The sequence below is a fragment of the Gibbsiella quercinecans genome (assembly GCF_002291425.1).
GTDB classification, from domain to species: Bacteria; Pseudomonadota; Gammaproteobacteria; order Enterobacterales; family Enterobacteriaceae; genus Gibbsiella; species Gibbsiella quercinecans.
Window position 1 is genome coordinate 1843692 of the sequence record NZ_CP014136.1, and the last position, 24133, is coordinate 1867824.

The window sequence follows — 24133 nt, forward strand, 5'->3', positions numbered from 1 at the left end:
GACAATGCACGCCGCAATAGTAAACAAATATTGTCCGTCTTTACAAAACTCGAAATAATTCCCCCCGCAGGAACGTCAGCGCCAAAATAACGGGTTGCTTTGCCTATTAATTATTCCGCCGCCATTAATCGCCGATATTCGTCATAGGCATAAAGATCGGTCATGCCGCTGATATAATCCTGCAACAAACGCGCGCGGAAATAATATTCGCTCACCGCCTGCTGCTCGGGTGAAAGGCGCTGCAGCCCTTCCACCGCTTCCACATAGGCCAGGCGGTGTTTGGTGGAAAGCTTATGGAACAAGCGCGTTTCAATCGGGTAACCGCGGTGAGTGTCTTCACGCACCAACTGGCTGAACGCGGCCAGCGGCATGGCCAACAGCGGGCTGTAAATATCCAGCAACCCACTGATAACCCGGTAACCCTGCAGCTCAAGCTGCTCCACTTCCGGGTGATTAAACACATGTTTTGAAGCGACATTCTTGAAAATTTTCAGCAGGCGGAACTCGGGACTGGAGTCCTCCAACAGCGCCTGGTTAAAGGTGCCCTGATAGACGCTCTCCAGGTTATCGATAAAGCGCTGCGCCGCGTGCGGCACCAGGCGAGCCACGGTGAATACCCGCAGGTACATGAAGAAGTGATCTTCCGCGCTGCGCCGGGCGCCCCCGCGATCGAGCTTGCGAAAGGCGCTGGCGACGGTTTTATCAAACAGATCGCCGCTTTTTACTTCGCCCCATTCCTGGATTAAATGTTGATAAAGCTGCTCGACGGTGAAAATGTTTTTTTCCACCGCATCTTCCAGGTCGGCCACACAATAAGAAATATCATCGGCCGCCTCCATAATATAAGTTAATGGGAAACGTTCGAATTCACCTATATTCAATTCCCGGCGCAACCTGTCGACAAAGGCTTCTTCTGCCAGATAAAAACCTGGCTTCTTCATTAAATAGTCATGGCTGGCCGGAATGTCGCCGGACCAATACGCCGGGCGGGTATATTTCAAAATACAGCCCACCTGTGCATAGGTCAGATTCAGCTTCAGCAGGGTATGCACCATGCGGATCGCCTGCGCATTGCCTTCAAAATTGCTTAGATCCTGGCGGATGCGGCTGCGCAGTTGGTTAAGATCGCTTTGCCCTTCCTGCAGGCGCAGCACGGCAACCTGGCAGTTATCCTGGCCGTTAGGCTCGTGGCCGCCGCTGGCCGGCACCAACCGCTGGCGGAACCAGTCATTGATCGCCGATTCGCCAAAATGGCCGAATGGCGGGTTGCCGATATCGTGCATCAGGCAAGCCATTTCGACGATGCTTTCAAAAGGCGACAGCAGCCGGACCAGGCCCAGCGCATCCACACGCTTTTGCTGCTTGAAACTGTTGAGGATCTCTTTGGCGATATGCCGCCCCACCTGTTGTACTTCCATGGAGTGGGTCAGGCGGCTGCGCACGGCGGCGTTGCGCTCCAGCGGGAAAACCTGGGTTTTCTGCTGCAGCCGGCGGATAGCGGCTGAGTTGACGATACGCCCGCGATCGCTCTCAAACTGACGGATAATCTCGTACTCTTCCTCAGCCACGATCGGCTTGCTGAATGGCCGCTGGAAGCTGATTTTTTGCTTAAAGTCGATCCCGGACATCTGTTTCCCCTACCGTTGCGCACCAGCCCCCGTGATAGCAATTCCCGGCAGCGGATGCAACGGATTATCTCTCATTGAGAGCCATGATAGACTATGGCGCAATGTTCACCCCAATCAGCGAGTGTTAGTTATGAAAGTAGGCATCATCGGCGCAATGGAAGAAGAAGTCACCCTGCTGCGCGAGCAAATCCAGAACCGCCAGACCCTTGTACGCGCGGGTTGCGAAATCTATACCGGCCAACTGAACGGCGTTGACGTGGCGCTGCTGAAATCCGGCATTGGTAAAGTGTCGGCGGCGATGGGCACCACCCTGCTGCTGGAACACTGCAAGCCGGATGTGGTGATCAACACCGGCTCCGCCGGCGGCCTGGCGCCAACGCTGAAAGTGGGTGATATCGTGGTTTCCAGCGAAGTGCGCTATCACGATGCCGACGTAACCGCCTTTGGTTATCAACCGGGCCAGATGGCCGGCTGCCCGGCGGCGTTTAACGCAGATGAGGCGCTGATTGCCCTGGCGGAAAGCTGCATCAAGCAACTGGATATGCACGCGGTGCGCGGCCTAATCTGCAGCGGCGATGCCTTCATCAACGGCGCCGAGCCGCTGGCGCGCATCCGCGCCACCTTCCCGGCGGTGGCCGCAGTTGAGATGGAAGCCGCCGCTATCGGCCACGTCTGCTACCTGTTTGGTACGCCGTTTGTGGTAGTGCGCGCCATTTCCGATGTGGCCGACCACGAATCGCACATGAGCTTTGAAGAATTCCTCATCGTCGCCGCTAAGCAGTCCACCCTGATGGTTAACGCCATGTTGCAGGCGCTGGCGAAACGCCATTAAGGTGAAACGCCGGCTTACGCTCCTGCTGTGGGGCCTGGCGCTATGGCTGGCATCGCCGGCGTTTGGCGCCCAACGGGTGATAAGCCTGGCCCCCAGCACCACCGAACTGGCCTATGCCGCCGGCATGGGTGAGGTGTTGGTGGCAGCCAGCGCGTTTTCCGATTATCCCCCCGCCGCGCGCAACTTGGAGCAGGTGGCTTCATGGCAAGGGATTAACCTGGAACGGGTATTGGCGCTAAAACCGGATCTTATCCTGGCCTGGCGCAGCGGCAATCCGCAGCGGGTGCTGGATCAGCTTGCCGCGCTCGGCATCCCAATTTTCTATGCCGATGCCAAACGCATTGATGAGGTAGCCCAGGAACTGGACGATTTGGCGCAATACAGCCCTCATCCCGAAGCCGCGCATCAGGCCGCCGACCGTATCCGCCGGCAAGCCACACAATTACAAGCCCAATACGCACACCTGCCGCCGAAACGGGTGCTGTTGCAATTTGGCACCCAACCGCTGTTTACCAGCTCGGGAGCGACGCTGCAAAGCCAGCTACTGGCGCTGTGCGGCGCGCAGAATATCTTTGCCGACAGCCGTATCCCCTGGCCGCAGGTTAGCCGCGAGCAGGTGCTGGCGCGCCAGCCGCAGGCGATCGTGATCAGCGGTGGTGCGCAAGAGCTGGCCAATGCCAAAGCGTTTTGGGCGCCGCAGTTGCAGGTGCCAATCATCGCGCTGGATGCAGACTGGTTTAATCGCCCTGGGCCACGCATCATGCTGGCGGCGCAGCAACTGTGCAGCCGGCTGGCAGACATTCACTGATCCGCCCCATACGGGCGCATCATAATGAGTTGGGGAAATTGATTACACGGAGCTTCTCCCCCGCACCGGCAACAACAAACGCGGGGGGAAGCAACGACCACCGGCCGGCGGTGGTTGATTAGGCAGGATCAGATACTGAACGAAGAACCGCAGCCGCAGGTGGTTTTGGCGTTCGGGTTAGTGACCACAAAGCGTGAGCCTTCCAGCCCTTCGGTGTAGTCCACCGAACCACCTACCAGGTATTGCAAGCTCATCGGATCGACCACCAACGCAACGCCCTGCTTTTCAATGGTCATATCGCCTTCATTAACCTTATCGTCAAACGTGAAACCGTACTGGAATCCGCTGCAGCCGCCGCCGGTAATGTAGACCCGCAGTTTCAGGTTTGGGTTTTCTTCATCAGCAATCAGGTATTTCACCTTGTTTGCTGCCGCCTCGGTAAATTGCAGGGGCAGTGCTGCTGTTTCATCACTCATACTTAACTCCCAACATTGTTCAGCATCAGGTTACTACAACGGCAGCCTGATTAATGCCTTTAATTATCCAATACCCCAGTGCTGTGTTCAAGTATTCGCCGCATTAGGCGCATTTTATTGGCACCTTTTAAACCATTCGCCCGCAAAGCCGGCGAAAAATGCCGCCGATGCCGGCATGCCCTGCCCCGGTTAACCGTTTCATAACGGCGCGCACTTCTCTAGAATAGCCTGCGTCGAACCATTTATTGAGAATCCAGGAGCCGATTTATGAGCTTACACAGCAAGTCCGAAAGTCTGTACGCCCAGGCGCAGCAGTTAATCCCCGGCGGGGTTAACTCCCCGGTGCGTGCATTCACCGGCGTCGGCGGGGTGCCGCTGTTCATTGAGCGGGCTGACGGCGCTTATCTCTATGATGCCGATGGTAAAGCCTATATTGATTACGTCGGCTCCTGGGGCCCGATGGTGCTGGGCCACAACCACCCGGCCATTCGCAACGCCGTTATCGAAGCGGCCGAACGCGGCCTGAGCTTCGGCGCACCGACCGAAATGGAAGTGAAAATGGCGGCGCTGGTGACCGAACTGGTGCCAACCATGGACATGGTGCGCATGGTCAACTCCGGCACTGAAGCCACCATGAGCGCAATCCGCCTGGCGCGCGGCTATACCGGCCGCGATAAAATCATCAAGTTTGAAGGCTGCTACCACGGCCATGCCGACTGCCTGCTGGTTAAAGCCGGCTCCGGCGCCCTGACTCTTGGGCAACCAAATTCGCCAGGGGTGCCGGCAGACTTCGCCAAACATACCCTGACCTGCAGCTATAACGATCTGGATTCGGTACGCAGCGCATTCGAACAGTACCCTGCTGATATCGCCTGTATCATCGTTGAGCCGGTGGCCGGCAACATGAACTGCGTGCCGCCGCTGCCGGGCTTCTTGCCGGGCCTGCGCGCGCTGTGCGATGAGTACGGGGCGCTGTTGATTATCGATGAAGTCATGACCGGTTTTCGCGTGGCGCTGGCCGGCGCCCAGGCTTACTATGACGTGGTGCCGGATCTGACCTGCCTGGGCAAAATCATCGGCGGCGGCATGCCGGTGGGGGCATTCGGCGGCCGCCGCGAGGTGATGGCGGCGCTGGCGCCAACCGGGCCGGTTTATCAGGCCGGCACCCTTTCCGGCAACCCTATCGCCATGGCCGCAGGCTACGCCTGCCTGAATGAAGTGGCGCAGCCGGGCTTGCACCAAACCTTGACCGAACTGACGGAAATGCTGGCGCAGGGGCTGTTGGACGCCGCGCGCGAAGAGAATATTCCGCTGGTCGTCAACCGCGTTGGCGGCATGTTCGGGCTGTTCTTCAGCGATGCCGAAGCCATTACCTGCTACCAGGACGTGATGCAGTGTGACGTTGAGCGTTTCAAACGCTTCTTCCACCTGATGTTGGATGAAGGCGTCTATCTGGCGCCTTCCGCCTTCGAAGCCGGATTTATGTCCGTGGCGCACAGCAAAGATGATATCCAACGCACCATTGATGCCGCACGCCGCTGCTTTAGCCAACTGTAATCACCGCATAGCGGGGCCGCAATCACGCGGCCCTGCTTCGGCTTAGGTCAGCGCCCCGTAGATCGTTAATATCGCGACCACAACCACAATAATCATCGTCACTTTACGCGCCAGCGTCACTGCAGCCCGTGGGGTCTGCACTGCATCGCCATGGGGCTCACGCGCTAACGAAAACTGCGCTAGCGAAGTCAGTACCTGATATTGCGAGGTGCGAAAATCCCCCAACGAAGCAAACCACGCCGGCAAGGCTTTCTCGCCGTGGCCAAACATCGCATACGCCAGGCTAGCCAGGCGCACCGGGATCCAATCAACCCAGTGCAGCAGCCAGTCGATGCCCGACTGTGAACGCTGCAACGGGGTATGGTGGCGCGCCAGCCAAGTTTGATAAGCGCGCAGGAACGCATAGCCTGCCAGCGCAATCGGCCCATACGGCCCGCCGACCACCAGCCAGAACAACGGGGCAAGATAATAGCGGTAGTTAATCCACAGCAAGGCGTTTTGCAACTCCCGCAGTCGTTCCTCCTCGCTGTAATCCACCGGTAAGCCGTGAATCAGCGCCAATTCTTCCGACATCTGGGCGCAGGCGTCGGCATCACCCTGCCTGGCCGCCTTCAGATAGGCGCGATAGTGTTTGCGAATAATCCCGGCGCCAATGCACAGCAGGCCAATCACAATCCATAACAGCAGTGTCACCACGCCAAAAAACAGGCCGTGGCTGATCCCCAGAATCGCCCACACCACGGCCATCCAGACAATAACCAGCGCCAGCGTCTGCGGCAGTAAAAAGCGGCGCAGCCGCTGGAACACCCCGGCAATACGATGATCCAACTGCCAATGGTCACCCAGCTTGAACAAACGTTCCCATGCCAGAACCAGTAACAACGTAAACAGCGTCATGAGCCAGCCCTCTCCTTTTATGTACTCCCGGCGTTGCGCAGCGGGATTTATCGCATGATTCCAGAGATACGCATATCAATGCCCATCCAATAACAGGCCAGCCCCCTGATCGACAGGATCCGATAAGGTTGCCTACCGGATAATAACGTTGCCGAAATGATGAGCCGCCACAGCAATCCGCTATCAAAAGAAACGGTTAAGGCATGAGTGGTACTTGCCCTGGCAACAGAGTAGCATGTTCCACAATCCCCTTACCGCCCATTTCGGAGTTTCCTATGCCGACACGCCGTTACAGTGCCGACAGCCGCCGCGCCGAGCTGCTCGAACGCATTGAAAGCGATATCCCCTACGCCGTTGCCCAGGCCCTGCGTGAAGATTTGGGCGGCGAAGTGGATGCCGATCGCGATATCACCGCACAGTTACTGCCCGCAGACAAGCAGGCCAGCGCTACCCTGATCACCCGGGAAGCCGGCGTGTTCTGCGGGCAACGCTGGCTGAATGAGGTCTTCATTCAGCTGGGCAATAAGGTCAAAACCACCTGGCTGGTTGCCGACGGCGATACGCTGGTGCCGAATCAGCCGCTGTGCCAACTGAGCGGCCCGGCGCGCACGTTGCTGACCGGCGAACGCACGGCGCTGAACTTCATCCAGACGCTGTCTGGTGTAGCCACGGAAGTCAGCCGCTACGTTGCGCTGCTGGAAGGCACCCAAACCCGCCTGCTGGATACGCGAAAAACGCTGCCGGGGCTGCGTACCGCGCTGAAATACGCCGTGCTCTGCGGCGGCGGTAGCAATCACCGCCTGGGGCTTTCCGATGCGTTCCTGATTAAGGAAAACCACATTATCGCCGCCGGATCGATAAAAAAGGCCGTCGAACAGGCCTTCTGGTTGCATGCCGATGTGCCGGTAGAAGTCGAGGTCGAATCATTGGATGAGCTGCAGCAGGCGCTTGATGCCGGCGCGGATATCGTGATGCTGGATAATTTCAGCATTGACATGATGCGCGAGGCCGTCACCCTGGCCCAGGGGCGCTCTCAGTTGGAGATTTCCGGCAACGTCACCCGTGACACGCTACGCGCGTATGCGCAAACCGGCGTTGACTATATTTCCGTCGGGGCGTTGACCAAGAATGTGACCGCGCTCGATCTGTCGCTGCGCTTCGACGAACCCCGCTGACCGCTTCTTCCCCAGTCCGCCCGCCCGTGCGGCCGTCATCCCCGCACGGCGGCGGCATGGCGGCCGTCATGTAAATGACACACCCGTTATTTAAGCTGCTGTCTTCCTAATCAGAAACGCACACGCCTTCTGCCTTGCCGGCAGGGCACACAAGAGTGTAATACGATGAAATATAAGTTATTACCGCTATTACTCACCGGATTGATATCTTTAAACGCCCTGGCGGAAGGTGAAAAAACCACCCGCTATGTGGTGACGTTTCCCGCCGGGGAACGCGTGGCTTATCAAGGGAAATTCGCCAGTCACTTTCCCCATGGCCTGCCGATAGGCATCGGGTCTGGCCTCTATTTTATGGGGAAACAGGGCGACGATCTGTTGTTCACCACGCTGACCGATCGCGGCCCCAATGCCGATGCGCCGCCGGTGGGTGATAAAGAAGCCAAGATCTTCGCCAACCCCGGCTATACCCCGTTAATTATGGATATCAAAGTCAGCGCCAAGGCGGCGCAGGCCGTCAACCCACGCCCGTTGCACGATGAACAAGGCCCGATAAATGGCCTGCCGCTGCCGGAGAATTTCATCGGCTCCACCAATGAAGTGGCGTTGAATGATGCTTTACTTCCCCTGAGCACCAGCCAACGCGGCCTGGATACCGAAGGGATCACGCCCGATGGCAACGGCGGTTTCTGGCTGTGCGACGAGTATGGCCCGTTCCTGATCCATATTGATGCGCAAGGGAAAATCCTGAAAAAATTTGGCCCAACGCCCAGCGGCGCCGAGCAGTCCGTCGCGACCGGTCTGCCGGCCATTATTAAATGGCGCCAGCCCAACCGCGGCTTTGAAGGGCTGACCCGGTTGCCAAACGGCACCCTGGTGATGGCGGTGCAAAGCACGCTGGATATCAACGGAAAAAGTAAGAACAAAGCGCAGTTCACCCGCCTGGTGATGTTCAACCCGGAAACCGGCGCCAGCCAGATGGTGGGTTACCCCATCAATATTGACAGCTATAAAAAGGCCAAAGATGCCAAAATCGGCGATATCGTCGCGCTGGATAATCAACGCATCCTGCTGGTGGAGCAAGGCGCAGACAAAGATAAGCAGATGCAGAACCGCATCTATCTGGTGGACATGAGCCAGGCCACCGATCTGACCCCCTTTGATGCGAACGGCAAAGCACCGGAATTTGACGATAGCGAACAGTTGGCCAAACGCGGCATTCGCCTGGCGCAAAAACGCGAACTGGTTGATCTGCGTAAACTGGGTTGGCAACAGGAAAAGGTTGAAGGCCTGGCAATGGTTGATAAACACACGCTGGCGGTCATCAACGATAACGATTTCGGCCTGCGTTCCACGTTGAAATCCCCGCTGAAAGCAAAAGACAAGGTTGGCGATTACCAAACCGGCCCCGACGGTAAACTGATGCGGGACGGCACTGCCACCAACACCACGCTGGAAGTGGTGCCGTTGCAAAAACCGGAGGCTGACAACGAGCTGTGGTTGATTACACTGCCGTCCCCTTTGCCGTAACCGGGCGCTGAACGCTAACGTTTTACCGGCGGGCTATTCTACCGCTGCACACCGCCGCCTGGCCGGCCGCGCTCAACATCGCGCAGCGCGGCCAGGCCATCAACATTGCGGAACATAACGCATTTTTTTCCAGCCCGATGTAACGCTAAGCCATTGCTACCGTAGCCGCACGCACCGTTGCCCAAAGCCCCTCGCCCTCCACGGGAAAGCGCATTATGTTGCTCTTCACATCACTATGGAGAACGTGGCATATGGAAACGCAACGCGGCTTTACCCTGATCGAGTTGATGGTGGTGATCGCCATCATCGCCATCCTGAGCGCCATCGGCATTCCCGCTTATCAACGCTATCTGCAAAAGGCGTCGCTGACCGATATGCTGCAGGCGATGGTGCCTTACAAAATGGCAGTAGAGCTATGCCTGCTGGAAAATAGCGGCACCGCCAGCGGTTGCAACACCGGCAGCCAGGGGATCCCTAACGCCACGACATCACGTTACGTCAGCAATATCGCCGTCAGCCAGGGCATCATTACCCTGACCGGCAGCCAAACGCTGCAAAGCCTGACGGTGATGCTGAACCCGGTGCAAGACAGCACAGGCCTGACGCGCTGGACGCGCCGCTGCAGCAGTGAAAACAGCGCATTGCAGGAAAGCTGCCAGAGCGTGTTCCGCTTTGATGATGCGGCGGGGTGATCGCCATGGCAATCAGCAATGAAATCCATGCACTCTGCCAGCGCTATCAAGCGCTTGCCGTTAGCGAAGATGAACAGCAGCTCACCATTGCCGTACAACATGCGATCCCAGCCGATCTTCTGGATGCATTGCGCTTCGCCACCGGTAAACATATTAACGTGCAGCAATGGGCGGCGGCGCGCCTGGAACAGGCGCAAAATACACGCCAGCAGCAGGGCGAACCGGAAACGCAGGCGCAGGACGTTCCCTCACTGGACGAAGACAGCGAAGCCCCGGTGGTGCAGTTCATCAATCAGACGCTGCGCGCCGCCATTCAACGCCGGGCGTCCGACATCCATTTTGAGCCCTATCCGCAAACACTGCGGATCCGCTTGCGCATCGACGGCGTGCTGCAAACCGTCCCTTCCCCGCCGTTCCCAATGGCCGCACGCATTGCGGCACGGTTGAAGATCATGGGGCGGCTGGATATTGCCGAACGCCGCCTGCCCCAGGATGGCCAACTCAGCGTGCAGTTGGACAACACCCGCTACTCAATGCGCATCGCCACCCTGCCCACGCTGCACGGTGAAAAGATCGTCCTGCGGATCCTGCAGAGCGAGCGTCAGGAACTGCCGCTGGCCCAGCTCGGCATGAGCCAGGAGGCATTAAACCTGTATGCCAACGCACTGGGTCATCCGCAGGGGTTGATCCTGGTAACCGGGCCCACCGGCAGCGGTAAAACCGTTACGCTTTACAGCGGCCTGCGGCAGCTTAACGACAGCCAAACCAACCTGTGCAGCGTGGAGGATCCGGTAGAGATCCCGGTATTCGGCATCAACCAAACGCAGATCAACAGCAAGGCCGAGCTGGGTTTCTCCCGCGTACTACGCGCTCTGCTGCGCCAGGATCCTGACGTGATCATGATCGGCGAGATCCGTGACAGGGAAACGGCCGAGATCGCAGTGAAAGCCGCGCAAACCGGCCATCTGGTGCTCTCAACGTTGCACACCAACTCTACCAGCGAAACGTTGGCGCGCCTGGCGCAGATGGCGATACCGGGCTACCTGCTCGCCGCCTGCCTGAAGCTGGTGGTCGCCCAGCGCCTGTTGCGCCGCCTGTGCCGCCATTGCCGTTACCCGCTAAGCGAGACGGCCGCTTTCCCCACCGCCCTGTGGCCAGAACCGCTGACGCCATGGCGTGCCGAAGGCTGTGAGCATTGCCTTAGCGGCTATTACGGCCGGATCGGCATTTACGAACTGCTGGCGATAACCCCGGAAGTGCAAGAGGGTTTGATACAAAATGCCACCGCCGGGCAGTTGGCGCAGATTGCCCAGCGGCAAGGGCAAAAAACCTTGCTGCAGGCAGGGCTGGAACAGGCGGCACAGGGCACCACGTCGCTGGAAGAAGTGTATCGAGTACTCGGTGTCACCGCTGGCGCGGAAACGCGCTGATGGAGAAGCAACGCTTGTTCCTGTGGCAGGCAATTGATCGCCATGGGGAATTATGCCAGGGCGAAACGCTGCAAATCAGCAAGCAGCATGTTTGCCAACAGTTGATCGATCAGGGGCTACAGCCATACCGAATCGCCAGCGGCAAGTGGATCTTTACGCACCACTGGCGCGGTGAGCCGCTGATTCAGTTCACCCGCCAGTTGGCCACGCTGCTGCAGGCTGGCCTGCCGCTGATCCACGGGCTGCAACTGCTGGCGCGCGAGCACCCCTCGCCAGCCTGGCGCTGCCTGCTGCGCGGCGTTGCCGAGCAGGTCGCTCAGGGACACGCGTTTTCCGCCGCACTCGCCCACTATCCGCATGTTTTTCCGGTACTTTACGCAAAGCTGATTGCCATCGGCGAGTTAACCGGCAATTTGGATGGCTGCTGCGTCAAGCTTGCCCAGCAGCAGGAGCAACAGCAAAAATTGCACAAGAAGGTCGCCAAGGCCCTGCGTTACCCGCTATTTATCTGCGCCGTGGCCATGCTGGTCAGTACTCTGATGCTGACCATGGTATTGCCTGAATTCGCCAAGGTATATCAATCGTTTAATGCCCCGCTCCCCAGCTTCACCCAATGGCTATTAAACCTTTCCATGCTGCTGATCCACGCTGGCCCTTATCTGGCGATATCGGCGGCCCTGCTGATCTTGTTCTATCTGCGTAAGCTGCACCCGTTGCCGCACTGGCGGCAGCGTGAGCAGCGGGCTTTGCTGCGGCTGCCGCTGGTTTCCCGGTTGGTGAGCGGCGGCTGCCTCAGCCAGATTTTCCATATCTTGCACATGACCCAGCTTGCCGGGTTAACGCTGGTCGAAGGGCTGGAGGCGGCAGCGGTGAGCGTGAGCAACCTGTTCTTTCGCCAGGCGCTTAACGCGATCCAACAGCAGTTGGCACAGGGATCAACCTTCCACCATGCGCTGGCACAACAGGCGCTGTTTCCGCCGCTATGCCAGCAACTGGTGCGGGTTGGGGAAGAGTCGGGCTCGCTGGATACCCTGCTGGGCAAACTGGCTCAATGGCATGAACAGCAAACACATGAATTGGCCGATACCCTGGCGCAAACGCTGGAGCCGATGCTGATGCTGGTGGTCGGCGCTATCGTCGGCGCCTTGGTGATCGCCATGTATTTACCCATCTTCCAAATGGGGAACATCCTAAGCTAGGCGAAGCCCCGCAATAGCACGGGGTTCCGCTTAAACCACGCGCCGATTACCGGTTGGTAAAGACGCGGTTTTCCTGCTCCGTCACGCGAATAAAGGTGGTGCGTTTGGTCAGCTCTTTCAAACGGCTCGCCCCCACGTAGGTGCAGGCGGAACGCAGGCCCCCCAGAATATCGCGCACGGTCAGCGCCACTTCGCCCCGCAGAGGCAGCTTGACGGTTTTGCCTTCCGCCGCGCGGTATTCCGCCACGCCGCCGACGTGGCGCTCCATCGCGGAAGCCGAGCTCATGCCGTAAAACAGCATGAACTGCTCGCCATTTTCTTCCACGATGGTGCCTTCACATTCGTCATGCCCGGCCAGCATACCGCCCAACATCACAAAGTCGGCGCCGCCGCCAAACGCTTTCGCCACATCGCCAGGCACCGAGCAACCGCCATCACTGACGATCTGCCCGCTAAGCCCGTGCGCCGCGTCGGCGCATTCGATCACCGCGGAAAGCTGCGGGTAGCCGACGCCGGTTTTCACCCGCGTGGTGCAGACCGAGCCGGGGCCGATCCCCACTTTGACGATATCCGCGCCAGACAACAGCAGTTCTTCCACCATTTCCCCGGTGACCACGTTGCCCGCGCAGATAACGCTATCCGGGCAGGCTTCACGCGCTTTCTGCAGGAAATTAACGAAATGTTCGGAATAGCCATTGGCAACGTCAATGCAAATGAATTTCAGCGCCGGGGAGAGCGCCAGGATCTGCGTTAACTTGGTAAAATCAGCCGCTGAAGTGCCGGACGATACCATGACATGGCGCAAAACCGATTCCGGCACCCGCTGGATAAATGCCTCCCACTGCGCCACGCTATAGTGTTTATGCACAGCGGTGAGAACATCAAACGCGGCCAGCGCTTCAGCCATGCGGAACGTACCCACGGTATCCATATTGGCGGCGATGATCGGCACGCCAGACCAACTGCTGCCGGAATGTTTAAAGGTAAACTGACGTTCCAACTCAACCTCAGAGCGGCTTTTCAGCGTAGAGCGTTTTGGGCGGATCAACACATCCTTAAAACCCAGCTTCAAATCTTCCTCAATACGCATAGCGAATGATTTCCTGGTTAATGGCGGCGGTGCGCGATGGGACAAATGGGTGACTACGCTGCATGAGCCGATGTGCGGCCAACAGCGGCAGCCCGTTGATGCCAGTTCCAGTAAAACTATCATACGCGCGAATAATCACGCGGCAAGACTGCGATTGTGCCCGAATGTGCGCTACAATCATCGCAGTCTACCAGTATGATCCGGCACCGGTTCCCCTTGCTGGTTGGCCTGTCACTCCTTAATGGCAAATGCGGCCCGCGTTGCTACCGGCTTGCACTTCTGCGCCAGCGCTTTATGATTCCTCTATTCTTTTCGTGAACTCAGGGTGCGCCTAAACCATGGCCTATATTGTTGCGTTGACAGGCGGTATCGGCAGCGGCAAAACCACCGTCGCTAACGCTTTTGCGCGCTTTGGCGCCACCATCGTCGATGCCGATGTGATCGCCCGCCAGGTCGTCGAGCCAGGCACCCCTGCGCTGGCGGCGATCGCCACGCATTTTGGTAATGAAATATTACAGGCGGACGGTTCGCTTGACCGCGCCAGGCTGCGCCAACTTATTTTCAACCACCCGGCGGAAAAAGCCTGGCTGAATCAGCACCTCCATCCGCTGATCCATCAGGAAACACAGCGTCAGTTGGCCCTGGCCAGCAGCCCCTATGCCTTGTGGGTGGTGCCGCTGCTGGTGGAAAACGATCTGCATACGCGCGCCGACCGGGTGCTGGTGGTCGATGCCGATCGCGAGACGCAACTGGCCAGAACCATGGCCCGCGACAGCAGCAGCCGCGAGCAGGCACTCAATATCTTGTCGGCCCAGGCCACGCGCCACCAACGCCTGGCGGTGGCCGACGACGTCATTGATAACAGCGGCAACCTGCGGGATATTGAACCCGCTGTCGCACTATTACATCAACGCTATCTAGAATTGGCGGCATCAGCGCCCCAACAGGATTACACCGAATGAGCGATGTTTCCCCTACCGTTCTTTTTGAACACCCGCTGAATGAAAAAATGCGCACCTGGCTGCGCATCGAGTTTCTTTTACAGCAGTTGTACCAGCAGCAAGCATTGGACAGTACCGCCATTGCCCTGACGTTTTTCCGCGCCGTCGCCGATCTGTTGGATGTGCTGGAGCGCGGCGAAGTGCGTACCGAACTGCTAAAAGAGCTGGAACGCCAGCAGCAAAAACTGCTGCAGTGGGCAGACGTGCCGGGCGTGGACATGACCCTGGTCAACCAACTGCGTGACCAACTCAAACAATGCGCGTCATCACTGATGGCCGCCCCGCGGCTGGGGCAGGCTTTGCGCGAGGATCGCCTGATTGCGTTGGTGCGCCAGCGCTTGAGTATCCCCGGCGGCTGCTGCAGTTTCGATTTGCCCACGCTGCATATGTGGATGCATATCCCGCAGCACCAGCGCGATCATGACGTCAGCGCCTGGCTGGAAACGCTGCAGCCGCTCAGCCATTCCCTGTCGATGGTGTTGGATCTGATCCGTAAATCCGGCCAGTTCCAAAACCAGATCAGCCTGAATGGCTTTTTCCAGGACAATGCCGAAGGAGCCGATCTGCTGCGCCTGCGTATCAACCTGGAATATCAGCTCTACCCACAAATTTCCGGCCATAAAACGCGCTATGCCATCCGCTTCCTGCCGCTGGACAGCGAGCACGGCAAGGTTGCGGAACGGCTAACGTTCGCTCTGGCCTGTTGTTAATTTATCAGAAAAAAATACGCCCTCGCCAAGCCGCAGGGGTAAGGAAAAGCAATGACGACCGTAGTGAAGTGCCCAACCTGTGGTAAAGGTGTGGTCTGGGGAGAAGTCAGCCCCTTTCGCCCGTTCTGCAGCAAACGCTGCCAGCTCATCGATCTTGGCGAATGGGCGGCAGAAGAAAAGCGGATAGCAAGCCAAAGCGATCTAACGGAAAGCGAAGAGTGGAGCGAAGAAGACAAGGAGTAGGCCGTCTGCAGGAAATGGCCTGGCGCGCTAACGCCAGGCTGGCACAGATCACACTGCCGGGTTTGCCTGCGCCACCAGCAGTTGAATAATCGTGGCGTTCGCCGGCGGGAAATCAGCCGCCTGCAAATCGGCCTGCCTGGCCCAGCGCATCGGTTGCCCTTCCCGGCCATACGGCTCACCGCACCACTGCTCTACCAGATAGAAATGCAGCGTCACGATCCTATCATCAAAACGGTGCTCAACCACTTCCAGCGGGGTGGCCTGCTGCACGTCAATACCGGTTTCTTCCTGCAGCTCACGCGTTAACGCCTGCTCGGCGGTTTCCCCGGCTTCTATCTTGCCACCGGGAAATTCCCAAAAGCCCGCCATATGTGAATCGGCGGCACGCTGGGTGAGGAAGATTTCCTGCCGGGCGTTGCGGATAATGCCAACGGCGATATTCAATTGTTTCATCGCGTCTCCAGATATAAACCCAGGGCGCCGGTTAGCATCCCCAAAAAGAGGGGGACCAGCATGCTGATCCCCTTACGTTTGGCCGGCACCCGCTGCCGGATGCCGCCAATCTTTTTACCGCAGTACCGGCATTATTTCTGCAGGCGGCCGTGGCACTGTTTGTACTTTTTGCCTGAACCGCATGGGCAAGGATCGTTACGGCCAACCTTGCGCTCAGCGACGGCTGGCGTATTGGGGTCATCAACGGCCAGCGAATTTTCATCCTGATGGCTCAACTGTTGCTGCTGGGCCAGGCGTTCTGCTTCGCTGCGGCGCTGCTGTTCCAGGGCCTCAACCTCTTCCGGCATCCGCACCTGAACTTTGCTGAGCACGCTGATCACTTCATACTTCAGCGATTCCAGCATCGCGGCAAACATGGCGAAGGATTCACGTTTATATTCCTGCTTCGGATCCTTTTGCGCGTAGCCACGCAAGTGGATGCCCTGGCGCAGGTAATCCATCGCCGCCAGATGCTCTTTCCACAACGAATCCAGGGTTTGCAGCATCACGCCCTTCTCAAAGTTGCGCATCATTTCGCTGCCGACCACCTCTTCCTTGCGCAGATATTCTTCCTTGGCCTTATCCAGAATACGCTCACGCAGCGTTTCTTCATGCAGTTCCGGCTCTTTGTCCAGCCACTCGGCAAGCGGCAGTGCCAAATCGAAATCTTTCTTCAGGCGATCTTCCAGCCCCGCCACATCCCACATTTCTTCCAGCGACTGCGGCGGAATGTAGTTATCAATCGTCGCCTTGAAGACGTCTTCGCGGATGCTGTTGATGGTTTCACTGACGTCGGACACATCCAGCAGTTCATTACGCTGGCTGTAAATGGCGCGGCGCTGGTCGTTGGCCACATCATCGTATTCCAGCAGCTGTTTACGGATGTCAAAGTTGCGGCTTTCTACTTTACGCTGTGCGTTGGCGATCGCCTTGGTCACCCATGGGTGCTCAATCGCTTCGCCTTCTTTCATCCCCAGCTTACGCATCATATTGGACACGCGATCGGAGGCAAAGATACGCATCAGGGCATCTTCCATCGACAGGTAGAAACGGGAAGAACCGGCATCACCCTGGCGGCCGGAACGGCCTCGCAGCTGGTTGTCGATACGGCGTGATTCGTGGCGCTCGGTACCGATAATGTGCAGCCCGCCGGCCGTTAGCACGGCGTCATGGCGCACTTTCCAGGCCTGCTTGATCTCTTCGATCTGCTCTTCGGTTGGGGCTTCCAACTGCGCGATTTCGGTCTGCCAGCTACCACCCAGTACAATATCGGTACCACGCCCTGCCATGTTGGTGGCGATGGTCACCGCACCGGATTGGCCGGCCTGGGCCACGATATCCGCTTCCATGGCGTGGAATTTGGCGTTCAGTACTTTATGGTCGATACCGGCTTTCGCCAGTTCGCGGGAAACCACTTCGGATTTTTCGATCGAGATGGTACCCACCAGCACCGGCTGGCCGTTGGCGGTGCGTTCACGAATATCTTCGATGATCGCCGCGATTTTCTCTTTCTCGGTCATGTAGACCAGATCCGGCATGTCTTTACGGATCATTGGGCGGTTGGTCGGCACCACGATGGTATCTAGCTTGTAGATCGAGCTGAACTCAAACGCTTCGGTGTCTGCGGTACCAGTCATCCCGGCCAGCTTCTCGTACAGACGGAAATAGTTCTGGAAGGTGATCGAAGCCAGGGTCTGGTTTTCATTTTGAATTTCCACCCCTTCCTTCGCTTCCACCGCCTGGTGCAGACCGTCAGACCAGCGACGGCCCTGCATGGTACGGCCGGTGTGCTCATCAACGATAATGACTTCGCCGTCTTTCACGATGTAGTCAACGTCGCGGGTAAACAGCACGTGAGCACGCAATGCGGCGGTAACGTGGTGCATCAGCATGATATTGGCCGGGGAATACAGCGATTCGCCTTCATCCATAATGCCGGCGCCCACCAGCAGCTCTTCGATCAGGATCAAACCGCGCTCGGTCAGGTGCACCTGGCGTGCTTTCTCATCCACCGAAAAGTGGCCTTCGCCGTGGAAAGTGTCAGAGTCTTCTTTTTCCTGGCGGATCAGTTTAGGGATCAGTTTGTCGACCTTGATGTACATCTCGGAGCTGTCTTCAGCCGGGCCGGAGATGATCAGCGGAGTACGCGCTTCATCGATCAGGATGGAGTCGACCTCATCCACCAGCGCATAGTGCAATGGGCGCTGCACGCGCTCTTCCGGGCTGAACGCCATGTTGTCGCGCAGGTAATCAAAGCCATATTCGTTGTTGGTGCCGTAGGTAATATCGGCGGCGTAGGCTTCACGTTTGGCCGGCGCCGGCATGCCCGGCAGGTTGATGCCCACGGTCAGGCCGAGGAATTCAAACAGCGGGCGGTTGTTTTCCGCATCGCGCTGGGCCAGATAGTCGTTGACGGTAACCACGTGTACACCGCGGCCACTCAGCGCATTCAGGTATGCCGGCAAGGTCGCCGTCAGGGTTTTACCTTCACCGGTACGCATTTCCGCAATGCAGCGATCGTTAAGCACCATGCCGCCCAGCAGCTGTACGTCGAAATGGCGCATGCCGAACACGCGTTTACTGGCTTCGCGCACCACGGCGAATGCTTCCGGCAGCAAGTTTTCCAGCACTTCGCCTTTTTTCAGGCGCTCACGGAACTCGCTGGTCTTGGCTTTTAACTGATCATCGGACAGCTTTTCCATGTCCGGTTCCATGCGGTTAATCTGCTCAACCACTTTACGCATACGGCGCAGCGTACGGTCGTTACGGCTACCAAAAACTTTGGTCAATAATTTCACTAACATGATGTTTACTGTCTCTTTAATGACGGCCATAACGGGCCATCAATTACCGTTATTCATAAGGATATAGTCGCCCGGGCGGGCAAAGATGATCAGGCCGCAGCAGGCCCGGCGCGGATCCCCTGCACCTGTGCCAGCCACAGGCCGGCCTGATGCTGCGCGAAGGTTGGCAGCACCGCGTGGCGGGTATCGCGGACAATGGTTGGCGGCTTGGGCTCATGCGTCAGCAGCGCATTCAGCGTGGAAAGCAGCGCCAGTTGGGCTTGGGCTACCTGCAGCGGCTCATCGGCTTGCGCTTCGGTTTCCTGTGCGCGCACATAGGCAACCTGCGGCGCCAGGGCAAAAGAAAGGTGACGAATGACAGTGCGAAGCGCATGCTGGTGCCAATAGTCGACGCCAAAGGTAGGGCGACGATGCACATCCTGCAGCAACGCCAGGCTGTTAAAGGCACCGCTGGCGGAGTTCTGGCGGTTAACGCTGGACGAATTGCTCGGTAACGCGGCCTGCTCAGGGCAGCCAGACAAATTTTGCGGGACGCCAAGCGTGGCCGCTACCATCCCCAGCAGGAGATGAGGCCAAAAATAACGTCTGCCAAATTGTCGCCAACGATTTAGAATACCGATCACGAGTTTATAATCCGCCGGAGCTCATCATGCGCGATAGCCGTCCACAATTATTAGATTTCCTGTTTACTGAGGCGTCCGCAGCGAACAAAGGGCCGCTACACGATGTTCAACAACGCGCTATCGCGTTGCTGAAACTCAACCGGGCAGTGAAGGGACTATTGCCAGCCCAGCTGCACCCCTGGTGCCGTGTCGCAAACTTCAGACAGGGTATTTTAGTGCTAGAAACGGCAAATGCCAGCTGGATGATGCGCCTGCGCTACGAACAGCCTAATTTATTATCTGCACTACGGGGGCAAATTCTACCATCATTGTCGTCGATCGACATCAGGATTAATCCCGCGCTGATGGTAAAAGGCAGTAATCAACAGGCCGATGCGGCGAAGAAAAAACCAGGCGACGAAAAGCCGGCTGCGCCGTTGCGGCATTTGAGCCAGGAAAGTGCGGAACAGTTGAGGGGATTAGCGAGCCGCAGCCCGGAAAAATTGCGCAAAACGTTGGAGCGACTGGCAGCGTTGGCCGGAGAGAGTGCCAAAACTACCAGTCGCGATCAATAATCAGCGATATCAGGCCAAGCTTATGCCAAAACGGTCGACGGTGCCTTGAATGCCAGCGGCATTTCGGCTTCGTCCTGGAACGTAACGTATTCCCAGGCTTCCTGTTTTGCCAGCACTGCCTGCAACAGTTTGTTGTTCAGCGCATGGCCAGACTTATATGCGGTGAACGAACCAATAATGTTGTGGCCGCACATGAACAGATCGCCGATGGCGTCGAGCATTTTATGGCGAACGAATTCGTCTTCAAAACGCAGACCGTCTTCGTTCAGCACGCGGTAGTCATCCACCACGATGGCGCAGTCGAAGCTGCCGCCCAGCGCCAAACCACGCGACTGCAGGTACTCGATGTCACGCATGAAACCGAAGGTACGCGCACGGCTGATCTGGCGCACAAACGAATCGGCGGAAAAATCCAGACGATAACGTTGTGAACTGGCATCGATCGCCGGGTGGTTGAAGTCGATGGTGAAGTCGAGGCGGAACCCGTTATGCGGGGACAGCTCTGCCCACTTGTCGCCATCTTCTACACGCACGGTATCTTTAATGCGCAAGAATTTCTTCGCTGAGCTCAGTTCTTCGATACCTGCGTCTAACAGCAGGAAAACGAATGGGCTCGCGCTGCCGTCCATGATCGGGATTTCGGCGGCGTCAACTTCAACAATGATGTTGTCAATGCCCAACCCGGCCAGGGCCGCATTCAGATGCTCAACGGTAGAAATACGCACATCATGCTCATTCACCAGGCAAGTACAGAGCATGGTATCTCGCACGGATTTTGCATCAGCCGGGAAATCAACCGGTGGATTCAAGTCAGTGCGACGATAGATGACCCCGGTATTCGCCGGCGCTGGGCGCATTGTCAGCGTGACTTTCTTGCCGGTATGCAAACCGACACCCGTCGCCTGAACAATACGTTTTAATGTCCTTTGTTTGATCATCGTGTTATCTCGCAATGTTATTCATCCTACCGGCCAATGATACATCATGGCCGGTGGGACATTTTAGCACAAAGAGCGGAGATACCAAATTCTCAGGATATTCTTAATCCGCCTGCTTACGCAGGAACGCAGGAATATCCAGATAATCAGGCTCTTTGTTTGGCTGCGCGTTCTGATCGTTAACCACTTTGGCAGCAGGCTTCACTTCCTGTTGCAGCGGCGACATACCGTGCTGTTGGTAACGGTGATCCATTACCGGCTGGCTGGCCTGTTTGTTGGTCACCAGGGTAATTTCAGGACGTTTGTCCATGCCGATGCCGGTCGCCACAACGGTAACGCGCAGTTCGTCGTTCATCTCTGGATCCAGAGAGGTACCGATAACCACGGTCGCATTGTCGGAAGCGAATGCACGGATGGTGTTACCCACGGTTTCGAATTCGTCCAGACGCAGATCGAAGCCAGCCGTGATGTTAACCAGCACGCCGCGCGCGCCAGACAGATCGATATCTTCCAGCAGCGGGCTGGAAATTGCCATTTCCGCCGCTTCTTCAGCACGATCTTCGCCACAGGCCACGCCGGAACCCATCATCGCGTAGCCCATTTCGGACATCACGGTGCGCACGTCGGCAAAGTCGACGTTCATCAGGCCCGGACGGGTGATCAGTTCGGCAATACCCTGCACCGCGCCTTTCAGCACGTCGTTGGCCGCGCCGAATGCGTCCAGCAGAGAGATGCCACGGCCCAGAACTTTCAACAGTTTGTCGTTCGGGATAGTGATCAGGGAGTCCACGTGTTTGGACAGCTCAGCGATACCCTGCTCAGCGAACGCCATGCGTTTCTTGCCTTCAAAGTTGAAAGGCTTGGTAACCACGGCCACTGTCAGAATACCCAGATCTTTCGCCACTTCGGCTACCACTGGCGCAGCACCGGTACCGGTGCCGCCGCCCATGCCGGCTGCGATAAATACCATGTCCGCGCCTTCCAGCGCAGAACGCAGGGCTTCGCGGTCTTCTTCCGCGGAATTACGCCCTACTTCGGGGTTTGCGCCAGCACCCAACCCTTTGGTAATACCGCTACCAATCTGGATGGTTTGGCCCACAGCCGTTTTACGTAGCGCCTGAGCGTCTGTGTTAACGGCAAAGAATTCGACACCTTCGATGCGCTCGCGCACCATGTGTTCAACGGCGTTGCCGCCGCCACCGCCGACGCCGATGACTTTAATCACCGCGTCATTGGTTAGTTCCATTGGTTCAAACATAGTTTCTCTCCGTTTTGTGCCTGTCGCTGCGAGATCATAAGAAGATATAAATCAGCATGATCTCTTTGTTGAAACATTAAAACTCTTTTCTCAGCCAGCTATTGATACGTTTAAACCAACTGCCCACTGAGGCGCGTTTTTCTACTTCCGTCTCACCATTAAGGTGAGACTCTTTTCCATAGTGCAGCAGCCCGACCGCGGTCGAATAGTAAGGCTCCTGCGCATAATCCGTCAGACCCGTGATGTTCAAGGGTTGGCCGATGCGTACCTGGGTGTGAAACACCCGTTGCGCACAGGCTGCCAGGCCATCAATCTGGGCGGCGCCACCGGTCAGCACAATACCCGCTGCCAGATGATGCTTCACCCCCTGCTGACGTAGCTGCTCCTGCAATTGCAAAATCTCGTCGTTGACCAGATTCAACAGTTCGGTGTAGCGCGGCTCAATCACTTCAGCCAGTGTCTGTCTTTGCAGACTACGCGGAGGGCGGCCCCCGACGCTAGGCACCTCTACACTTTCATCCTTGCTAACAATCGATCCAAGCGCACAACCGTGCCGAACTTTGATCGCTTCCGCATCTGTCGGCGGCGTGCCGAAGGCGTAGGCGATATCGCTGGTGACCACGTTGCCTGCGTAAGGGATCACTTTGGTGTGGCGCAGCGCGCCGCCGGTGTACACCGCCATATCCATGGTGCCGCCGCCAATGTCCACAACACAAACGCCAAGCTCGCGCTCATCCTCGGTCAGCACCGCGTAACTGGCGGCCAGACCGGCGAAAATAAGTTGGTCAACTTTCAGACCACAACGTTCAACCGCTTTAACGATGTTTTTCGCCATATCGTTATGGCAGGTAATCAGGTGCACCTTGGCCTGCATACGCACGCCGGACAACCCTACCGGGTTTTTGATGCCTTCCTGATAGTCGATCGCATATTCCTGCGGGATCACATGCAGGATGCGATGCTCATCGCGAACGCGTACCGACTTGGCGGTATGAACCACGTTCTCAACATCTTCAAGCGTGACTTCTTCTTCGGAAATCGGCACCATGCCGATTTCGTTTTGGCAGCTGATATGCTTGCCGGAAAGCGCCAGATACACCGAGGAAATCTGGCAATCCGCCATCAGCTCCGCCTGATCGATCGCGCGCTGTACGCACTTCACTACCGATTCCAGGTCGTTTACGCCCCCCTTGTCCATCCCGCGGGACGGGCAGCTACCCACACCGATAATATTGACCATGCCATCGGGCAGAACTTCCCCTACCAATGCGGCGACTTTTGCCGTACCGATCTCCAGTCCAACTACCAGCTTTCTGTCCGTCGACTTGATCATTGTTGTTTTGCCTGTGCCTGATTCTGTTGCTGATTACTGTTTTGCCGATCGCGCGTCGCCGAGCCATCCGTTTGCTGCTGTTGATCCAGCGGCAGCGGAGACCAGCCAACCGAGGCGCCTGACTCATACCGCAGATCGACATAGCTGACGCGTTTGCCCTCTGCCTGGCCCTGCTGCACCAATACCGGATATAGCCCGATAAAGCGCTGCAGACGCCCCATGCGATCGTCACGACCCAGTTCCAGCCGAACATCGTTATCCAAAGCCAACTGCCAGGAATGGCGGGCGCTCATCGCCACCATTTTCAGCGAAAACCTGTTGGCCGCTAACACGCTACTCATGGCCCGATAGCCTTCCAGAACGTCTTGCTCGCTCCCTTCCGGACCATAGAGCAACGGCAATTTCTGTTTGCCGACACGTTCTGCCGGGACGCTGAATGATTTGCCTTCGGCATCCACCATGTGCAAGTCATTCCAGCGCGCCGCCGGGACATATTCCACCAGGTGGATTTTCAGCTCATCCGGCCACTGCTTGCGCACGCTGGCCTGCTTAATCCACGGCAGCCGTTCAATCTGCTGCTGGATGACGTTGACATCCTGCGTCATGAACGTCCCCGGCGATCCCAGCGCCAGGATCGCCTGGCGAATATCATCGTTGGTGGTGTAATGGCGTTCGCCGGTCACCACCAGCCGTGACAGCGGCAGGCGGCTTGCGTCCTTCATCCAACCAACCACCGCCCAACCACTCCACAAAATTGTTCCTAACACCATCAGCAGGAAAATGATTCCGGCCAACTGGGTTCCATTGCTGCGACGTGGATTGTTATCCGCCTCACGCTCGCGCACATTCAGGGCAGCTTGCGACAT

At 57.4% G+C, this 24133-nt stretch carries 23 protein-coding genes; 12 read left to right on the forward strand and 11 right to left on the reverse strand.

The window, feature by feature from the left end; genetic code table 11:
* Positions 1-110: 110 nt before the first annotated feature.
* A complete protein-coding gene (dgt, locus tag ACN28Q_RS08595) occupies positions 111-1628 on the reverse strand; it encodes a dGTPase (RefSeq protein ID WP_095845962.1) in 1518 nt (505 codons plus the stop codon).
* Between the two features lie 130 nt (positions 1629-1758).
* Here dgt and mtnN point away from each other — a divergent pair, with 130 nt between their 5' ends.
* Together mtnN and btuF are read left to right on the forward strand one after the other, a co-directional pair.
* Positions 1759-2460, forward strand: coding sequence for a 5'-methylthioadenosine/S-adenosylhomocysteine nucleosidase (gene mtnN / locus ACN28Q_RS08600; RefSeq protein ID WP_095845963.1), 702 nt, complete (start codon positions 1759-1761; stop codon positions 2458-2460).
* 1 nt (position 2461) lies between these two features.
* Positions 2462-3268 carry a vitamin B12 ABC transporter substrate-binding protein BtuF gene (btuF, locus tag ACN28Q_RS08605; RefSeq protein ID WP_095845964.1) on the forward strand — a complete coding sequence of 269 codons (807 nt, stop codon included), beginning with the start codon at positions 2462-2464 and terminating at the stop codon, positions 3266-3268.
* Positions 3269-3396: 128 nt separating this feature from the next.
* Here btuF and erpA read toward each other — a convergent pair whose 3' ends face one another.
* Positions 3397-3744: an iron-sulfur cluster insertion protein ErpA gene (gene erpA / locus ACN28Q_RS08610; RefSeq protein ID WP_095845965.1), complete on the reverse strand. Its 348-nt coding sequence runs from the start codon at positions 3742-3744 to the stop codon at positions 3397-3399.
* Positions 3745-4011: 267 nt separating this feature from the next.
* Here erpA and hemL point away from each other — a divergent pair, with 267 nt between their 5' ends.
* Positions 4012-5301: a glutamate-1-semialdehyde 2,1-aminomutase gene (gene hemL / locus ACN28Q_RS08615; RefSeq protein ID WP_095845966.1), complete on the forward strand. Its 1290-nt coding sequence runs from the start codon at positions 4012-4014 to the stop codon at positions 5299-5301.
* Between the two features lie 42 nt (positions 5302-5343).
* Here the strand turns inward: hemL and ampE are convergent, their stop codons facing one another.
* Entirely contained in the window at positions 5344-6198 is an 855-nt protein-coding gene (gene ampE / locus ACN28Q_RS08620; protein ID WP_095845967.1) for a beta-lactamase regulator AmpE, read from the reverse strand.
* 275 nt (positions 6199-6473) lie between these two features.
* Here ampE and nadC point away from each other — a divergent pair, with 275 nt between their 5' ends.
* The 5 genes from nadC (at position 6474) to hofC (ending at position 12221) form a co-directional block, all read left to right on the forward strand.
* Entirely contained in the window at positions 6474-7373 is a 900-nt protein-coding gene (gene nadC, locus ACN28Q_RS08625) for a carboxylating nicotinate-nucleotide diphosphorylase (RefSeq protein WP_095845968.1), read from the forward strand.
* Between the two features lie 165 nt (positions 7374-7538).
* On the forward strand, positions 7539-8900 hold the full coding sequence (locus ACN28Q_RS08630) for an esterase-like activity of phytase family protein (RefSeq protein ID WP_095845969.1): 1362 nt from the start codon (positions 7539-7541) through the stop codon (positions 8898-8900).
* Between the two features lie 251 nt (positions 8901-9151).
* Positions 9152-9592, forward strand: a complete 441-nt coding sequence (gene ppdD / locus ACN28Q_RS08635) for a prepilin peptidase-dependent pilin (RefSeq protein WP_095845970.1) — start codon at positions 9152-9154, stop codon at positions 9590-9592.
* 5 nt (positions 9593-9597) lie between these two features.
* A complete protein-coding gene (gene gspE, locus ACN28Q_RS08640) occupies positions 9598-11022 on the forward strand; it encodes a type II secretion system protein GspE (protein ID WP_413541189.1) in 1425 nt (474 codons plus the stop codon).
* Positions 11022-12221 carry a protein transport protein HofC gene (gene hofC / locus ACN28Q_RS08645; RefSeq protein ID WP_095845971.1) on the forward strand — a complete coding sequence of 400 codons (1200 nt, stop codon included), beginning with the start codon at positions 11022-11024 and terminating at the stop codon, positions 12219-12221. Before gspE ends, hofC begins: the two co-directional genes overlap by 1 nt.
* Positions 12222-12267: 46 nt before the next feature.
* Here the strand turns inward: hofC and ACN28Q_RS08650 are convergent, their stop codons facing one another.
* Positions 12268-13311: a GMP reductase gene (locus tag ACN28Q_RS08650; protein WP_095845972.1), complete on the reverse strand. Its 1044-nt coding sequence runs from the start codon at positions 13309-13311 to the stop codon at positions 12268-12270.
* A gap of 338 nt (positions 13312-13649) precedes the next feature.
* On the opposite strand from ACN28Q_RS08650, the gene coaE reads away from it, so the two are divergent.
* The 3 genes from coaE to yacG are packed head-to-tail and all read left to right on the forward strand — an operon-like array spanning position 13650 to position 15265.
* The gene (coaE, locus tag ACN28Q_RS08655; protein ID WP_095845974.1) at positions 13650-14273 is read left to right on the forward strand and encodes a dephospho-CoA kinase; all 624 of its coding nucleotides are present in this window, start codon (positions 13650-13652) and stop codon (positions 14271-14273) included.
* Complete coding sequence (gene zapD, locus ACN28Q_RS08660) at positions 14270-15022, forward strand: cell division protein ZapD (RefSeq protein WP_095845975.1); 753 nt, start codon at positions 14270-14272, stop codon at positions 15020-15022. The genes coaE and zapD overlap by 4 nt, the downstream gene beginning before the upstream one ends.
* 51 nt (positions 15023-15073) lie before the next feature.
* Positions 15074-15265 (forward strand): DNA gyrase inhibitor YacG, encoded by a 192-nt coding sequence (gene yacG, locus ACN28Q_RS08665; protein ID WP_095845976.1) that lies wholly within the window; start codon positions 15074-15076, stop codon positions 15263-15265.
* Between the two features lie 48 nt (positions 15266-15313).
* On the opposite strand, the gene mutT is transcribed toward yacG, so the two are convergent.
* The 3 genes from mutT to secM form a co-directional block, all read right to left on the reverse strand.
* On the reverse strand, positions 15314-15718 hold the full coding sequence (mutT, locus tag ACN28Q_RS08670) for an 8-oxo-dGTP diphosphatase MutT (RefSeq protein ID WP_095845977.1): 405 nt from the start codon (positions 15716-15718) through the stop codon (positions 15314-15316).
* A 131-nt stretch (positions 15719-15849) separates the two neighbouring features.
* Positions 15850-18561 (reverse strand): preprotein translocase subunit SecA, encoded by a 2712-nt coding sequence (gene secA, locus ACN28Q_RS08675; protein WP_095848968.1) that lies wholly within the window; start codon positions 18559-18561, stop codon positions 15850-15852.
* Between the two features lie 89 nt (positions 18562-18650).
* Positions 18651-19184 carry a secA translation cis-regulator SecM gene (secM, locus tag ACN28Q_RS08680; protein WP_095845978.1) on the reverse strand — a complete coding sequence of 178 codons (534 nt, stop codon included), beginning with the start codon at positions 19182-19184 and terminating at the stop codon, positions 18651-18653.
* Between the two features lie 26 nt (positions 19185-19210).
* Here secM and ACN28Q_RS08685 point away from each other — a divergent pair, with 26 nt between their 5' ends.
* The gene (locus tag ACN28Q_RS08685) at positions 19211-19738 is read left to right on the forward strand and encodes a DUF721 domain-containing protein (protein WP_095845979.1); all 528 of its coding nucleotides are present in this window, start codon (positions 19211-19213) and stop codon (positions 19736-19738) included.
* 20 nt (positions 19739-19758) lie between these two features.
* On the opposite strand, the gene lpxC is transcribed toward ACN28Q_RS08685, so the two are convergent.
* From lpxC to ftsQ, 4 genes are all read right to left on the reverse strand, one after another.
* The gene (gene lpxC, locus ACN28Q_RS08690) at positions 19759-20676 is read right to left on the reverse strand and encodes a UDP-3-O-acyl-N-acetylglucosamine deacetylase (protein ID WP_095845980.1); all 918 of its coding nucleotides are present in this window, start codon (positions 20674-20676) and stop codon (positions 19759-19761) included.
* Between the two features lie 103 nt (positions 20677-20779).
* Entirely contained in the window at positions 20780-21934 is a 1155-nt protein-coding gene (gene ftsZ / locus ACN28Q_RS08695) for a cell division protein FtsZ (RefSeq protein ID WP_095845981.1), read from the reverse strand.
* A 76-nt stretch (positions 21935-22010) separates the two neighbouring features.
* Positions 22011-23267, reverse strand: coding sequence for a cell division protein FtsA (ftsA, locus tag ACN28Q_RS08700; RefSeq protein ID WP_095845982.1), 1257 nt, complete (start codon positions 23265-23267; stop codon positions 22011-22013).
* On the reverse strand, positions 23264-24133 hold the full coding sequence (gene ftsQ / locus ACN28Q_RS08705) for a cell division protein FtsQ (RefSeq protein WP_095845983.1): 870 nt from the start codon (positions 24131-24133) through the stop codon (positions 23264-23266). Before ftsQ ends, ftsA begins: the two co-directional genes overlap by 4 nt.